The sequence below is a fragment of the Candidatus Bipolaricaulota bacterium genome (assembly GCA_021159055.1).
Classification (GTDB): Bacteria; Bipolaricaulota; Bipolaricaulia; order UBA7950; family UBA9294; genus S016-54.
This window is the reverse complement of the sequence record JAGGSO010000125.1, coordinates 1-15,679: the sequence shown is the minus strand read 5'-3', so window position 1 is coordinate 15,679 and position 15,679 is coordinate 1. Positions and strand designations below refer to the sequence as shown.

Genomic DNA, 15,679 nt, shown 5'->3' with positions numbered 1-15,679 from the left:
CGATCCCCGGTGCCAGCGGCTGGTCGGAGTCGAGATGCGGGAAGCGTTCCCGGATTCGGGCATGCAGGGCCCGCGTCCCCTCTCCCGCTTTTTCCACCCCCTGGAAGTCGAGCGCCTGGGCGGCGCACAAGAGCTCGATCGCCACTATTCGGGATAGATTCTCGCAGATCCGCAGCCCCTTGTGCGCCGCGATCGCCGCCATGCTGTTGTGGTCCTCCTTCCCGCCCGAGGTGGGGATCGAGTCGGCAAGGGCCGGGTGGCACAGGACCTTGTTCTCGCTCACCAGCGCGGCGGCGGTGTACTGGGCGAGCATGAACCCGGAGTTTATCCCCCGCTCCCGCACCAGGAATTGGGGGAGACCGCGGTCCGGGGAATTGAGGAGCCGGTCGGTCCGCCGCTCGGAGATGCTCCCCACCTCAGCGAGCGCGAGGGTCGCCATCTCCAACCCGAGCCCGATGACCTCTCCGTGGAAGTTTCCCCCGGAGAGGACGACTCCGTCCGGGAAGAGGAGCGGGTTGTCGGTGGCGGAGTTTATTTCGATCTCGAGTTTGGACCGCAGATACTGGAGCGCCTCCCATGCCGGGCCGAGGACCTGGGGGATGCAGCGGAGGGAATAGGCATCCTGTACGTCCCCGCCAGAGGAATCGAGAAGTGCGCTTCCCGCGGTCAGTTCCCGGATCAGTCCGGCGATCCTCACCTGGCCGGGATGGGGGCGGGCGGCGTGCAGGCGGGGATCGAACGGGGCGGAGAACCCGCGCAGGCCCTCGAGGGACAGGGCGGCCGCTCCGACCGCTGCGTTGAGGAGCCTCGTCCCCTGGTGATGAACGAGGAATCCAACGCCGGTCATGTACTGCGTCCCGTTGAGCAGCGCCAGCCCCTCCTTCGGCCCGAGCTCGAGCGGTCTCCTCCCGATCCGGCGCAGGGCCTCTCTGCCCGAGAACCTGCTCCCATCGCTCGTCGCTTCCCCCTCTCCGATCAGGACCGCCGCGAGGTGGGCAAGGGGGGCGAGATCGCCGGACGATCCGACCGACCCCTGGGCCGGGACCACCGGGTGGATTCCAGCGTTCAGCAGGTCGATCAGGTACTCGATCGGCTCCGGCCTGATCCCGGAGGCGCCCTTGAGGAAGGAGTTGATCCGGAACAGGATCATCGCCCGCACCGCGGGCTCTGGGAGTGGGTCTCCCACCCCGACGGAATGAGACAGGATGATGTTCCTCTGGAGTTCCCGCAGATGATCACCGGGGATCGACTCGGTGCTCAGGGCGCCGAACCCGGTGTTGATCCCGTATACTGGTACTCCGGCGGTGACGATCTCCTCCACCCGCGCTGCCGATCGGGCTACCTGCGCCCGTGCCCTCTCTCCCATCCGCACCGGCTCTCCGGCGAACACAACGCGGGCTGCATCCTCCAGCGCGAGGTTTTCTCCGTCCAGTTCGATCATCCTATCACCGGGCGGAGTATACCGGGAAGAAAAATCGTTGTAAAGCCCGGTTTTGGTCACTATACTGGAGTCGTATGCGCACCCTTATCACGGGAATCGGACAACTCGCCACCCCCCGTGGTCGCGGCCCGGTCGGGGGAGAGCGGATGAATGCCCTGTACGTACGGGACGGGGTGGAGATCCTGATCGAGGACGGGAGGATCTCCAGAATCGGGCGTGCTCTACCCAGAACCGGGGTCGAGGAGACGATCGACGCACGGGGGAAGCTCGCCCTCCCCGGGTTCGTCGATCCCCATACCCATGCCGTGTTCGCCGGGACGCGCGAGGACGAGTTCCTCGCCCGCGCCCGCGGGGCCCGGTACGACGGGGGTGGGATCCTGGAGACGGCGAAGGCGGTGCGTGCCGCTTCCGAGGAGGATCTGGCCCGGAACACGCGCATCTACCTGCGGCGGATGCTCGCTTGGGGGACGACGACCGCCGAGGTGAAGAGCGGTTACGGCCTGACCCCGGAGAGTGAGGTGCGGCTTCTCCTCGCGGTGCGACGCGCCCGGAAGAGCCTCCCGATGCGGATCGTCCCCACCTTCCTCGGAGCTCACGCCTTCCCTCCCGACGTCCGCCGCGATGACTACATCTCCTCGATCATTACCGAGATGATCCCCACCGTTCGGCGCCGGCGCCTCGCCCAGTTCTGTGATGTCTTTTGCGACGTCGGGTTCTACACCGTTCCCGAGGCGCGTACGATCCTCCGCGCCGCGCGCGGGGCCGGTCTCCGCCTCAAACTCCACGCCGACGAGCTCGCCGACAGCGGCGGAGCAGCTCTCGCTGCTGAACTATCCGCCACCTCGGCCGACCATCTCCTGCGAACTACGGAGTCCGGGATGGTCCGGATGCGGGACGCCGGAGTGATTCCGGTCCTCCTCCCCGGGACGGCGTTCACCCTGGGGACTGACTATGCCCCGGCACGGCGGATGATCGAGCTCGGACTCCCCGTCGCCCTGGGGACGGACTTCAACCCGGGGACGTGCCTGATCCCGTCGATGCCGATGGTGATCGGTCTGGCAGTAATGCGGATGAAGATGACGGTCGAGGAGGCGATCACCGCCGCCACCCTGAACGCCGCCGCTGCCCTTGAGCTCGCCGATGAGGTTGGATCGCTCGAAGAGGGAAAATCGGCGGACATCGTTCTGGTCGAGCTCGACAACTACCGGCAGCTCCCGTATTTCTTCGGCCACAATCCGGTGAAGCTCGTGCTCCACGCCGGAAGGGTAGCGTACTCCTGCCGATGATCTCAGCCCGCGCTTATGCCAAGCTGAACCTCTCCCTCCGGGTCGGGCCGCGCCGCCCGGATGGGTTTCACGAACTCGACTCCATCGTCCAGACGATCGAGCTTGCGGACCGGATTTCGTTTGTGCAGGGCGGGACCGGGTTGCGGGTGGAAAGCCCGTTTCCGCCGCGCGAGGACTTGGTGTATCGCGCGGCGCAGGCGATCCTGGCGGAGAAGCGAGCGAAGGTCGGAGTGAGAATCACCGTGGAGAAGAACATCCCGACCGGGGCCGGACTCGGAGGCGGATCGAGCGACGCCGCCTGCGTCCTCGTCCTCCTTGACCGCCTTATTCCGCCCCGCCTCCGGTCCGATCGTCTGGCCGAGCTCGCCGCGGCGATCGGAGCGGATGTTCCGCTGTTCCTGCGCGGGGGGAGGGTGCGAATGCAGGGGAAAGGGGAGCGGCTGACCTTCATTCCTCCCGGCGCGGAGGGTGCATTCCTCCTCGTCATTCCCCCGATCCACTGTGACACCGCCGCGGTCTACCGCCGCTACGATGAGATTCATCCGGGGGGGAAGAGCTCCCCACCACGGCTTGGGGAGAACGACCTTGAGGAAGCGGCCCTCTCTCTCTATCCTGATCTTGTCCCCTACCGCGCGGCGACGGCGAGCGCCGGGGGGGATTACTGGGGAATGAGTGGGAGCGGGGCGACGTTCTTCGCCGCGTTCGCCGATCCGGACCGGGCGCGGGCGGCGGGGGAGTACCTCAGACACGCCCTCCCGGAAGCGCGGATAGAGGTATGCGCGCCGACTGAGGTGGGATGCGAGGAACAGGAGGTGGGTTGATGCAGATCGCGATCGATGGACCGGCCGCGGCCGGGAAGACGAGCCTGGGACGGGCCCTTGCCGAGCACTTCGGGTGCCTGTTCGTGGAGACCGGAAAGATGTACCGCGCGGTGGCGCTCGGGTTGGCCCGTGGGATTCCGCTCGCGGAGATGGAGATCACGTTGAATCGTGACGGGCGGCTCTTCCTGAACGGGGAGGATGTCACCGATCTGCTGCACACTCCGGAGATGGATCAGGCATCATCCCGGGTCGCCACTTATCCCGAGGTGAGAGAGAGGCTCGTCGAGCTCCAGCGGAGTATCGCCGCCGGGAACGACGTAGTGATGGAGGGTAGGGACATCGGGACCGTCGTGTTACCCGACGCCGACGTCAAGATCTTCCTCGAGGCGAGCCCTGAGACCCGGGCGCGGCGGCGGGTGCAGGAGCGACCCGGACTCGATTACGACGAGACCTTGCGCGAGATCATCGCCCGCGACCGGCGCGATTCCACCCGCGAGCTCTCCCCCTTGAACCCCGCTCCCGACGCGATTATAATCACCACCGATCAGAAGAGCCTCACAGAGGTCATTTCCGAGGCGATAGGTCTCGTCAGGGAGCGATTAAGGAAGGGTGACGCATCGGCTGCAGGAAGGGGTTAAAGGGGGGCTGTACGCGCTGATAGTTTTCCTCCTCCATCTCCTGGCGAGGGTCCTATTCCGCCTACGGGTTACGGGGAGGAACATGCTCAACAGGGGTACCGGTTATATCATCGTCGCCCGCCATCGCAGCTACTGGGACATCCCTCTCCTCGCCGTTGCGCTGGGGATGCGGAACCGCATCCACTTCATCGCCCGGAAAGGCCTGCTGAAGAATCCTTTGTTTCACCTCCTGATCAAACTCTACGCCACCGCGATCGACCGTGACCATTTCAGCCGCGCCGACTTCCGCCGCCTCCTCGACGCGGTGCAGCGCGAGCGGCTGATCGGGATCTTCCCGGAGGGGACGACCAAGGCGGGCGCGGACGCAAAGGCAGGGGCGATCCACTTCGCCCGCCTTTCCGGCAAGGAACTGGTCCCAGTGAACATAAGAGCGGAGGGGCCGTATCCACCGCGCTACCCATTTCGCTTCCCCCGTGTTACCATCTCGATCGGCCGCCCGGTCCCCGTGACCGCGCTCGACGACGGGACCGGGACGGGCCGCGTTGAACGGGAGCGGCGGATGAGCCAACGGCTGATGGAACTGATCGATGCGGCGTGAACGGGAGGAACCGAGCCCTCTTTCGGGAGGCTGAAGAAGAGGGGAAATTTTAAAACAGGTGGTCTAAACGCTATGGAAGAAAAGATCAAGATGGAAGAGGCTTTCTCGGAAAGCGACGTCAAGCTGTACAGCCGTGGGGACACGGTGACCGGCACAGTCGTCCAGGTGAACCAGGACGAGGTCCTCGTCGATATCGGGTACAAGTCGGAGGGGATCCTTCCGGTGAGCGAGCTCTCCCCGTTCCGCAAGGAAGGGAAGATCGAGGAAGGGGAGGAGATCGAGGTCCTTGTCACCTATATCGATGAGGAGAAGGGGACGATCTACGCTTCCGAGAAACAGGCTGAGTACGAGAAGAGGATCGAGTCCCTGGAGGAGGCGTACCGGAACGGAACCCCGGTGGAAGGGGAGATCACCGGCGAGGTGAAGAACGCGGGCTATCACGTCAACCTCGACGGGATCCGCGCCTTCCTCCCCGGTTCCCACCTTGGGAACGACCTCCCGAGTGCGATCGAAAAGCTGAAGGGGACCAGGACGAAGTTCAAGATCCTCGAGCTCTCGCGTCGGGAGAAGAACCTCGTTGTTTCGCATAAAGCCTACCTGAAGGAGGAGGAACGGAAGCGGCGCGAGGAGCTGTTCTCCACTCTCGAGGTAGGTCAAGAGGTGGAGGGGACGATCCGCAGTGTCGTCGATTTCGGGATCTTCGTCGACATCGGCGGGTTTGAGGGACTCGTCCACCGCTCCGAGATCGCGTGGAAGGACCTCCCCGTCCCACCCCCAACGTACAAGGTCGGAGATAAGGTGCGGGTGAAGGTGATCGACTTCGATCCGGAGAAACAGAGGATCTCCCTCTCCATCAAACAGCTCCGTCCCAACCCGTGGGAGGGGATCGCGGAGCGGTACCCGGCCGGGACGCGAGTGACAGGGAAGGTGGTCAGCGTCACCGACTTCGGTGCGTTTGTGGAACTGGAGCAGGACGTGGAAGGGCTGGTCCACATCTCCGAGCTCTCGTGGGGGCATCCGGAGAACCCGAAGGAGATCGTCAAGGAGGGGGACGAGGTCGAAGTCGTCGTCCTCAGCTGCGACGAGGAGGCGCGCCGCATCAGCCTTTCCCTTCGCCAGACTACGGATGACCCGTGGGCTGACGTGGAGGCGAAGTATCCTCGCGGCCAGCGCGTGGTTGGGGAGGTGACTAAGCTCACCGACTTCGGCGCGTTCGTCAAGCTGGAGGAGGGGATCGAGGGGCTGGTGCACGTCTCCGAGCTCGATTGGGGACGGGTAAATCATCCGCGCGAGGTTCTCAAGGAAGGGGAAACGGTGGAGGTGAAGGTATTGAACGTCGATCCGAAGGAGCGGCGGATCAGCCTGAGCATCCGCGCCCTGAAGACCGACCCCTGGCGCCAGTTCACCGAGCAGTATTCCCTCGACGATGTCGTTGACGGAGAGATCACGGAGATCAAGGACTTCGGCGCGTTTATGCGGATCACCGATGATGTGGAAGGGCTCATCCACGTCTCGGAGATAAGCGACAAACGGATCGCCACTCCGAAGGACGTCCTTGCGGTGGGGGACAAGGTCAAGGCGAAGATAATCGGGATAAACGAGGAGAAGAAGCAGGTGCGACTGAGCATTCGCAAGCTCCTCGCCCCGCCTGAGCCGCCCCCGGCCGCCCGTCCATCCCGCAAGCGCTCCGGCGGTAAGAAGCGCGACAAGATAGAGCGGTTCTACATCGAAGACGCTGGACACGAGACCTTGAGCATGCGCGATCTCCTCGGTGATACCGGCCTGGCTGAGGAAGAAGAAGAGACCACAGAAGACACATAAACAGCAAGGAGGAACACACAATGAATAAAGGCGAATTCATCGATCGTTTGGCCGACTCGACGAACCTGACCAAGAAGGAGGCCCGCCGGCTTCTCGATTCGGTCCTCGGGCTGATTCAGGACACCCTCCTCCAGGGGGAGGAAGTGAAGCTCGTCGGCTTCGGAAAGTTCGGGGTACGCGCCCGCAAGGCAAGCAGCCGGATTAATCCTCAGACCAAGGAACAGATCCACGTCGACGCGAAGGTCGTCCCCCTGTTCAAGCCGGGGAAAGAGCTCCGGCGCCAGATCGAAAAGGGGCTCAAGGTTACCCCGAACGGCGGGGTGGCGAAGAAGTAACCTCCGTTTCCAACAAGACGCAACCGACGGCCAGCCTCCGCGTATGCGTGAGGCTGGCCGTTATCCTTCCCCGGACGCGGCGGCAACGGACCACCGGTCGGCCAGCCGGGTCGTTTTCCACCTCGATCTCGGAAAACGGGATCCCTCTTCCCCACGCTTTGATCAACGCCTCCTTCAAGGCAAACCTCCCGGCGAGGCGTTCAAACCTCCGGTCGCCGCGGGCGCGGAACGCGTAGTCGACCTCCGCAGGGGTGAATACCCGATACAGGAACCGGTCGCCGCGGCGGGAGCAGACCTCCTTCATCCGGGTCACCTCGACAGCGTCGATCCCGATCTGGGTCATCGGCGCACGATCCGGACCCGCTCGGCGGTGATGATCCCGGCGAGCTCATCCACTGCCCGATCGAACTCATCGTTGATCACAAGGTAGTCGAACCCTGGGATCTCCTCAAGCTCGCGCGCGGCGACCTCGAGCCGGCGGGCGATCTCCGCTTCGTCCTCCGTTCCGCGGGCGCGCAGGCGCTCCTCCAACCGGGATAGTGACGAGGGGGCGAGGAAGACGTAGATCACCGTGAACCGGAGGAGCCCACGCGCGCGCAGGGTTCGCGCTCCATTGACGTCGATGTTCAGGATCACGTCCTTCCCCTGGGCGAACACCTCCTCGATCTGACGGAACCCGGTTCCGTAGTAATCGCCGAGGTACTGCACGTGCTCCACCAGTTCCCCGGCGGCGATCAATCGCTCGAACTCCTCCCGGGAGACGAAGTGGTAATCCCGCCCCGGGACCTCGTGTGGCCGCGGTGGCCGAGTGGTGTAGGATACCGAGTAGGAGAGGCCGGGGAGGAGCTCCATCACCCGATCGATCACCGAGTTCTTCCCGGCCCCGGATGGGCCGGAGACGACGAACGCCAGCCCGCCTCCGATCCCACGACGGTATCCGGTTATCGCCTCATTCGACATTCTGCACCTGCTCTTTGAATCGATCGATCGCCACCTTCATCGAGACGACGAGTCCGTTTATCTCAAGGTCGCGTGACTTCGCCCCCAGGGTGTTCGCCTCGCGCAGGAGCTCCTGGGCGAGGAAGGAGAGTTCCTTCCCGACGGGAGCATCGGAGTCGAGCAGGGTGCGGATTCGGGAGACGTGCGCCTCGAGTCGCGCGATCTCCTCCCGCACGTCGGCCCGCTCGGCGAGGAGCGCGATCTCCATCTCCAGCCGGTCGGGGTCGACCTCGACCCCAAGGGAGGAGACCCGCTCTCGCAGCCGGTCACGCAGCTCTTCGACCACGGCGGGGATCCTTGCCTTCACCTGGTCGATCAGGGAGGATAGCTCGTCCAGGAGCGAAACAAGCTCGTCGTGGATGAGCTTCCCTTCCTGTGTCCGCGCCGCCTGTGCCCCAACGATCGCCGCGGTCAGGGCGGCCGCGACCGCGGGCCACGGGTCAGGGACCTCCGCTGCTTGGGGCGCGAACGCCCCGAGCGAGATCAGATCGTGCAGGCTCGGAGGAGGGAGGGAAAGCTCGTCCGCCAGTGCCCGGAGCTCATCCGCGTAGGCGGAGATCGTTCTCCGGTCGAACCGGAGGCGAAGAGCGTCCGGATCCTGGGTGAGCGAGACCGTTACCTCCACCTCCCCGCGTGCGAATGCATGCTTCACTTCCTCGTCGATCTTCCGCTCCAGGACGGGATCAGACGCCCCCCGTACCCGCACCGACAAGTAGCGGTGGTTCAGGGTGCGGAGCGCTACCGCGGCGTTCCAGCCACCGGCGCTCCCGCTTCCGGCACCGTACCCGGTCATGCTCCTGATCACGATCCCTCCCCACTGAGGGCGATCGCGGCGTACCCGACCACCGCGCTCCGGTCCCCGGTGATATCCCCGGAGGTCGCGTAGGAGACGAGCTGCGCTTCCCCCCAGCCGAGCTTTCGTGCGGCGGCGAGGAGGAGAGTGATCGCGCCGGCCCCGCAGATGGAAAGCCGCTTTTCAAGGACGAGTCTGTAGAACCCGACTGCATCGAACCGGAGGATCAGCTCGATCGCCTCCTGATCGAGCCGGCGTGCGATCCCGTCCGGCTCGTAGTGGGTGAAGTCGCTGCTCGCGACGAGGAGAACAGCGTCATCCCGAACCACCTCCCCCAGCGCCTCCCCGGCGGCGACGAGGTCGTTCAACCGGGGGAACGACACGCAGATTGGGACAAACGGGATCTCTTCACCGAACAGATACTGGAGGAATGGGAGCTGTACCTCGATCGAGTGCTCGCGGGCGAACGCCTCCTCGGCGATGGGAAACCCTCGCTCCACCAACCGATCGGCGAGGTCAGCGGCGATCGGCGCATCTCCGAGCGGAGTGCGCCAGGCACCGTCCCGGGCGATCGAGATCGGGTAACCGAGGCCGGTGTGATTCGTCCCGAGGATGACCACCTCCTCCGGCGTTCCGGCGCGGGCCGCCTCGCGGTACCCATCCGCCGCCACCTTCCCCGAATACATGTACCCCGCGTGGGGTACGACCAACCCGAACGGACGGGAAAGGGACCTCGCTGTCTCCGGCCGTCCTCCGCCGAACAACCCTTCCATGGTGCGCAGGAGCCCAGCTCGCGTCCCTGGGTAGAATGCCCCTGCGACGACTGGTTCACGAACTTTGCTGACCATGGTTCCATTGTAGCTTGGGGTGGGGAACCGGCGCAAATTGATCCTCCTTCTCCCACCGGTATAATCCCATTACCAACGCGAGGAGAGTGATCAATTGTGGGCAAAACGATGACCGAGAAGATCCTGGAGACGCACGTGGTGGAGGGGAAGCTCAACCGGGGAAGCGAAGTCGGAATCAAGATCGATCACTGCTTGACCCAGGACTCCACCGGGACGATGGCCTGGCTCGAGTTCGAGTCGCTCGGGATGGATAAGGTGAAGGCGGAGCTCGTGGTCAGCTACTCCGACCACACCTCGCTCGGGTTCAAGGGCGAGTCGACCGACGATCACGTCTTCCTGCAGTCGATCGCCTCGCACTACGGGGCCAAGTTCTCCAAGAACGGAAACGGGGTCTGCCATCAGCTTCACTACGAGCGGTTCGGCGTCCCGGGGAAGACCCTGCTCGGGTCTGATTCCCACACCCCAACTGCCGGTGGGCTGGGGATGCTCGGGATCGGGGCCGGAGGGATGGACGTCGCCGTGGCGATGGGAGGCGGCCTCTTTTACCTCACCGTCCCCAAGATGATGCGGGTCGTCCTCACCGGTGAGCTCCCGTGGGGGGTGGCGGCAAAGGACGTGGCGCTCGAGATCCTGCGGCGGATCTCGGTGAAGGGGGGAGTCGGCTACTTCCTCGAGTTCACCGGCCCGGGGGTGGAGACCCTGTCCGTGCCGCAGCGGGCAACGATCACCAATCTGTGCACCGAGACCGGCGCGACCTCGTCCATCTTCCCCTCCGATGCCGTGACGCGGGAGTTCCTCCGCATGCAGGGGAGGGAGGAAGCGTGGCGCGAGCTTGCCCCCGATCCGGACGCCGCATACGACCAGACCCTGGAGATCGACCTCTCCTCATTGAAGCCGCTTGTCGCCATGCCCGGGATGCCGGATAACGTCTACGACATCGACGAGGTAGCCGGGACGAAGATCGACCAGGTCTACATCGGCTCGTGCACGAACGGGAGCTATCGCGATATCAAGATCGCCGCCGAGATCCTGAAGGGAAAGCACGTCTCTTCTGACATCGACGTCGTCGTCTCCCCGGCCTCGCGCCAGGCGTGGGAGATGCTGATGGAGGACGGGAGCTTCCTCGCGCTCACCAAGGCCGGCGTCCGAATGATCGAGCCGGGGTGCAACGCGTGCATCGGAATCGGGTTCGTGCCCGGCTACGGCCACCTGTCGCTCCGCACCGTCAACCGGAACTGGAAGGGACGGGGCGGGAACAAGTTCGGGAAGATCGCGCTCTGCAGCCCTGAAGTCGCCGCCGCCTCCGCCCTCGCGGGGAAGATCGCCGATCCGCGCGAGCTCCCGCCGGTGGAGGTGAAGATCGACCATCTGACGATCGATGACGCGCTGATCCTCGAGCCGAAGGGGCCGTCGGTCGAGATCCGCCGCGCCCCGAACATCGTCCCGCTTGCCCCGCAGCGGCCGCTCCAGTCCCCGCTGAAAGGGGAAGTACTGATCAAGCTCGGGGACGGGGTCTCCACCGACACGATCCTCCCGGCCGGGCCGCTCACCCAGCACCTGCGCTCCAACCTCCCCGAGATCGCCAAGTTCACGTTCTACTACGAGGACAAGGAGTTCGCCGCCCGCGCCGCCGAGAAGGGCGGGGGATTCATCGTCGGCGGGGAGAACTACGGGCAGGGATCATCGCGCGAGCACGCCGCCCTCGCCCCGTGGCAGCTCGGGATCAAGGCGGTGTTCGCCAAGAGCTACGCCCGCATCCACCGTGCGAACCTGATCAACGTCGGGATCATCCCGTTCATCTGCGACACCGATCGGATCGACCAGGGGGATGCCCTGGAGGTCGATGTCTCCGATCTCACCGGTGAGCTGAAGGCGTACAACCGGACCAAGGACGAGTGGATTCCGCTTCGCCACGACCTCTCTCCGCGCGAGATCGAGATGATCAAGGCCGGAGGACTGCTCGCGTACACCGCGCAGAAGAGCGGCTAGCGGACCGGTCTACCTCTGTCCCACAGGTAGGAGAAGAACCGCTCGTACGCCGCGGCCAGGGCCGGGACCCCGAGTGCGGCGATGTCGGTCTCGTTGTTGCGCTCGAGCGAGTAGTAGTTCCAGTTGGTCGAGCCGAGGACGACATCGCACCCGTCGATGATCACCAGCTTGGCGTGGGTGGTGGCGGACGGATCGTCGAACCGGACCGCGATCCCGTGGTCGGCGAGGTAATGCGCCGCCTCTCGGTTCGCCTGTGCCGACTCCGGGTAGAACGCGCAGTCGTCGAGGAAGACCTTTACCTCCACCCCGCGCCCGGCAGCAGCGACGAGCGCGTTCAGGATGTCGTTGGCCAGACTCTTTTTGTACGCCGGATAGTACGAGGCGCGGTACATCACGACGTGGATCGTGCTCCGCGCTCCATTTACCAGCTTGAGCAGGACACGGGCGTAGTTTTTCGTCTCCGGTCCGTCCGGGAGCGGGATCAAGGTCGGACCGTTCCCGATCCTATCGATGGGGATCCTGATCCCTCCGGGCACGAGATTGTTATCCCATATCCGGTTGAAGTATTCTCCGAACACCTCTCCGATTCGGGGATCGTCGACCGCGATGTTCGCCTGTGCCTGCTCGGTGAACGCGTGCTCGTTCCAGTTGGATGAGCCGAGAATGGCAAGGTGATCATCGACCACGACGAGCTTGGCGTGCGTGGTCACCGCCGGATCGTCGAACCTCGCCGGGATCCCGTGTGCGGTCAGATAATCGATCGTCGGGCGGTTCTTGTCGGTGATCGACTCCGACCAGTCGCTGCGGTCGAGGATGACCCGCACCGCCACACCTCGGGCGGCCGCGGCGGTCACCTCATCCCACAGCGGGTTTCCGGCGAGCTCGCCGTCGGAGAGGAGAATGTCGATCGCGGAATTCGCCGTGGCAATGGCCTTCTCCAGATACGGCAGGTATTGAGAGATCCGCGGAAGGTCGATCAGCGGCACAAGGCGAGCCGAGTTTCCCAAGCCCAGGGCCGGGAGACAGACCGCGATCAGAACGACGACGATAATGCTTCGTTGCAACCGTTTATTCATCTGCGCTACAATCCTACTTCAAGGAGGAAGGAATGACCAAGGAACTGGATGCAACAAAGCTTCGTTATACGTGTGACCCGAAGAAGTTCAAATTCAAGACGACCGCTGAGCTGGAGCCGCTCGATCGGATCATCGGCCAGGAGCGGGCGATCGAAGCGCTCAAGCTCGGTTTGGGGATAAAGGACGCCAAGAACCGATACAACATCTACGTCGCCGGCGGCCCGGGGACTGGGAAGATGTCGGCGGTGGAGTACTTCCTCAGTCGGGTGAGCAAGAACGAGCCCCGCCCCCCTGATCTGTGCTACGTACACAACTTCGCCAATCCCTACAACCCCCGCTGCCTTGAGCTTCCTGCCGGGATGGGGACGCAACTGCGTACAGACATGAAGCACCTGATCGCTCGGCTGCGACGCGACATCCCCAAGGTGTTTGAGACGGACGAGTTCAAGGCACGGATCAAAAAGATAAACGAGCTTCACGCCGAGAAGCGGGCAAAGCTGTTCGAGGAGATGGAGAAGAAGTCCCGTGCCCTTGGATTCGCGATCCAACGGACCCCGATCGGGATCAACACCCTCCCCCTGCGCAAGGAGGGGGAACCACTCAGCCAGGAGGAGTACGAGGCTCTGTCCGACGAGGAGAAGGCCGAGATCCGGGAAAAGCAGAACAAGGTCCAGTCCTTGATTCAAGAAGTCCTTCAGGAGGTCGCCCGTGTCGATGAGGAGCGGGAGGAGGAGGTGAAGAAGCTGGCGCGGGAAGCGGTCCTGTTCACGGTTGAACCGCACATAAGCCAGCTCAAATCCCGCTATGGCGGGATCGAGAAGGTGATCTCCTTCTTCGATGAAGTGCAGAACGACATCGTCGAGCATCTCGACCAGTTCCGCGGGGGTAATCAGGAGGCACCGAAGGTCCCGTTCCCGTTCGTGATGCAACCGGTAGATCCGTTCAAGCGCTATGACGTGAACGTCCTGGTGGACAACTCCCAGACCGAAGGGGCGCCGGTGATCGTGGAGGAGAACGCCTCGTACACCAACCTGTTCGGCTCGATCGAGCGGCGGGTGCACATGGGGGTGGCGATCACCGATTTCACGATGATCAAGCCCGGATCGCTTCACCGCGCCAACGGCGGCTATCTGGTCCTGAACGCGAACAATCTTTTCCGGATGGGGCTTTCGTGGGAGGCGCTCAAGATCGCGATCAAGCGGCGCGAGATCCGAATCGAGGACCCCATGCAGATGCTCGGCTATTCTACCACCGAGGGTCTCAAGCCCGAGCCGGTCCCGTTTCGGATGAAGGTGATCATCATCGGCAGCCCGGAGATCTACGAGATCCTCCACTACTACGACGAGGACTTCCCCAAGCTGTTCTCGGTGAAAAGCGACTTCGAAACCGAGATGGAGCGGAACGAGGAACACGAGCAGGAGATCGCCCGTTTCCTCCGCGCCCGTTGTCAGGAGGACCCGAGTCTGCTTCCGTTCGACCCGACTGGGGTAGCGAAGATCGTGGAGACAGCGGCCGAGCTCGCCGGGGACCAGAAGAAGCTCTCCTGCCGATTCGGGGTTCTCACCTCGATCGTCAAAGAGGCGTCCTACTGGGCGCGGACCGAGGGATCGGATTACGTCACCGGCGCGCACGTGCGCAAGGCGCTCGTTGAGCGGGAGCGCCGCAGTAACCGGATCGAAGAGAAGATCCGGGAGATGATCGCCCGCGGCCAGATCCTCGTCGATACCGAAGGAGAGCGGACTGGACAGGTGAATGGGCTCGCCGTCCTTCAACTCGGCGACTACGCGTTCGGGAAGCCCTCCCGGATCACAGCGACCGTCTATACCGGAAAGGACGGGATCGTGGACATCGAGCGGGAGGCCGACCTCGGCGGTCACACCCATACCAAGGGGATCATGATCCTGAAGGGATTCCTCGGGGAGCAGTTCGCTGCCAACCGGCCGCTCAGCCTGTCGGCGAGTCTGACGTTCGAGCAGAGTTACTCCATGATCGATGGAGACAGCGCGTCGAGCACCGAACTGTACGCCCTCCTCTCTGCCCTGTCCGGGTTGCCGGTCAAGCAGGGAATCGCTGTCACCGGCTCAGTCAACCAGAAGGGCGGGATCCAACCGATCGGCGGGGTGAACGAGAAGATCGAGGGGTTCTTCCGCGTGTGCAAGGCGAAGGGGTTGACCGGGGAGCAAGGGGTGATCATCCCGGCCCGGAACATAGACAATCTGATGCTCTCCGAAGAGGTGGTGGAAGCGGTCCGCGCTGGGAAGTTTCACATTTACCCGGTGACACGGGTGGAAGAGGGGATCGAGATCCTGACCGGGGTCCCGGCGGGGAAACGGCGGAAGGATGGGACGTTCCCGCCGAAGTCGGTCTTCGGCCGCGTCGCTGCGCGGCTCGATCAGATCAGAGAGTCCCTCAAGGAGGAAGAGAAAAAGCCAGAAGATGCGGGTGATCCTGGCACTGATTAACCCCCTCGAGTGGGGACATTCACCTTGACAGAGACCTGGGGAGGGGATATACTTCCCCCTGCAAACAACCGGTCCTTGAAAAGTGGATAGCGTGGTATTGGGTTCCGTTAATGGAACCATGTCACCTAATTGCATCGGATCAAAATCTAAAACCAAGAGAGTTTGATCCCAGCTCAGGATGAACGCTAGCGGTGCGCCTAACACATGCAAGTCGAGCGATCGAGCCGGACCAATCACCCTTCGGGGTGTGCGGACCGGTGACGGAGCGGCGGACTGGTGAGTAACGCGTAGCTAACCTGCCCCCTTGACGGGGATAACTGCTCGAAAGGGCAGCTAATACCCGATGTTGCTCCCGATCGATGGATCGGTAGCCAAAGGCGGTCCTGCCGTCGCAAGGGGAGGGGGCTGCGTCCTATTAGCTAGTTGGTGAGGTAACGGCTCACCAAGGCGATGATGGGTAGCTGGTCTGAGAGGATGGCCAGCCACATTGGGACTGAGATACGGCCCAGACTCCTACGGGAGGCAGCAGTGGGGAATCTTTCGCAGTGGGCGAAAGCCTGACGGAGCGACAC

General features: G+C 63.7%; 14 protein-coding genes and 1 rRNA gene. 9 read left to right on the top strand and 6 right to left on the bottom strand.

Features of this window, described 5'->3' with window-relative positions; translation table 11 throughout:
* A partial coding sequence (gene hutH, locus J7J55_06510; protein ID MCD6142352.1) for a histidine ammonia-lyase occupies positions 1-1,441 on the bottom strand: 1,441 nt, incomplete at its 3' end.
* Positions 1,442-1,515: 74 nt separating this feature from the next.
* Here hutH and J7J55_06505 point away from each other — a divergent pair.
* From J7J55_06505 to J7J55_06480, 6 genes are all read left to right on the top strand, one after another.
* Entirely contained in the window at positions 1,516-2,727 is a 1,212-nt protein-coding gene (locus J7J55_06505; GenBank protein MCD6142351.1) for an imidazolonepropionase, read from the top strand.
* Positions 2,724-3,548, top strand: coding sequence for a 4-(cytidine 5'-diphospho)-2-C-methyl-D-erythritol kinase (ispE, locus tag J7J55_06500; protein MCD6142350.1), 825 nt, complete (start codon positions 2,724-2,726; stop codon positions 3,546-3,548). The genes J7J55_06505 and ispE overlap by 4 nt, the downstream gene beginning before the upstream one ends.
* On the top strand, positions 3,548-4,186 hold the full coding sequence (cmk, locus tag J7J55_06495; protein MCD6142349.1) for a (d)CMP kinase: 639 nt from the start codon (positions 3,548-3,550) through the stop codon (positions 4,184-4,186). The genes ispE and cmk overlap by 1 nt, the downstream gene beginning before the upstream one ends.
* 82 nt (positions 4,187-4,268) lie before the next feature.
* Positions 4,269-4,784, top strand: a complete 516-nt coding sequence (locus J7J55_06490) for a 1-acyl-sn-glycerol-3-phosphate acyltransferase (protein ID MCD6142348.1) — start codon at positions 4,269-4,271, stop codon at positions 4,782-4,784.
* 72 nt (positions 4,785-4,856) lie between these two features.
* Positions 4,857-6,605, top strand: a complete 1,749-nt coding sequence (locus J7J55_06485; GenBank protein ID MCD6142347.1) for a 30S ribosomal protein S1 — start codon at positions 4,857-4,859, stop codon at positions 6,603-6,605.
* Between the two features lie 20 nt (positions 6,606-6,625).
* Positions 6,626-6,940 carry an HU family DNA-binding protein gene (locus tag J7J55_06480; GenBank protein MCD6142346.1) on the top strand — a complete coding sequence of 105 codons (315 nt, stop codon included), beginning with the start codon at positions 6,626-6,628 and terminating at the stop codon, positions 6,938-6,940.
* Here the strand turns inward: J7J55_06480 and acpS are convergent.
* Genes acpS through amrB form a run of 4 tightly spaced genes read right to left on the bottom strand, consistent with a single transcriptional unit; the run spans position 6,909 to position 9,616 of the window.
* Positions 6,909-7,283, bottom strand: a complete 375-nt coding sequence (acpS, locus tag J7J55_06475; protein ID MCD6142345.1) for a holo-ACP synthase — start codon at positions 7,281-7,283, stop codon at positions 6,909-6,911. The genes J7J55_06480 and acpS overlap by 32 nt on opposite strands.
* Positions 7,280-7,900 (bottom strand): guanylate kinase, encoded by a 621-nt coding sequence (gene gmk, locus J7J55_06470; GenBank protein MCD6142344.1) that lies wholly within the window; start codon positions 7,898-7,900, stop codon positions 7,280-7,282. The genes acpS and gmk overlap by 4 nt, the downstream gene beginning before the upstream one ends.
* The gene (locus J7J55_06465; GenBank protein ID MCD6142343.1) at positions 7,890-8,744 is read right to left on the bottom strand and encodes a YicC family protein; all 855 of its coding nucleotides are present in this window, start codon (positions 8,742-8,744) and stop codon (positions 7,890-7,892) included. The genes gmk and J7J55_06465 overlap by 11 nt, the downstream gene beginning before the upstream one ends.
* The gene (gene amrB / locus J7J55_06460; protein MCD6142342.1) at positions 8,741-9,616 is read right to left on the bottom strand and encodes an AmmeMemoRadiSam system protein B; all 876 of its coding nucleotides are present in this window, start codon (positions 9,614-9,616) and stop codon (positions 8,741-8,743) included. Before amrB ends, J7J55_06465 begins: the two co-directional genes overlap by 4 nt.
* Positions 9,617-9,676: 60 nt before the next feature.
* On the opposite strand from amrB, the gene J7J55_06455 reads away from it, so the two are divergent.
* A complete protein-coding gene (locus J7J55_06455; GenBank protein ID MCD6142341.1) occupies positions 9,677-11,569 on the top strand; it encodes an aconitate hydratase in 1,893 nt (630 codons plus the stop codon).
* On the opposite strand, the gene J7J55_06450 is transcribed toward J7J55_06455, so the two are convergent.
* Positions 11,566-12,645 carry a hypothetical protein gene (locus J7J55_06450; protein MCD6142340.1) on the bottom strand — a complete coding sequence of 360 codons (1,080 nt, stop codon included), beginning with the start codon at positions 12,643-12,645 and terminating at the stop codon, positions 11,566-11,568. The genes J7J55_06455 and J7J55_06450 overlap by 4 nt on opposite strands.
* 32 nt (positions 12,646-12,677) lie before the next feature.
* Here J7J55_06450 and J7J55_06445 point away from each other — a divergent pair, with 32 nt between their 5' ends.
* Together J7J55_06445 and J7J55_06440 are read left to right on the top strand one after the other, a co-directional pair.
* Positions 12,678-15,107: an AAA family ATPase gene (locus tag J7J55_06445; GenBank protein ID MCD6142339.1), complete on the top strand. Its 2,430-nt coding sequence runs from the start codon at positions 12,678-12,680 to the stop codon at positions 15,105-15,107.
* Positions 15,108-15,257: 150 nt separating this feature from the next.
* Positions 15,258-15,679: ribosomal RNA gene (locus tag J7J55_06440) — 16S ribosomal RNA — on the top strand; the annotation flags it as partial.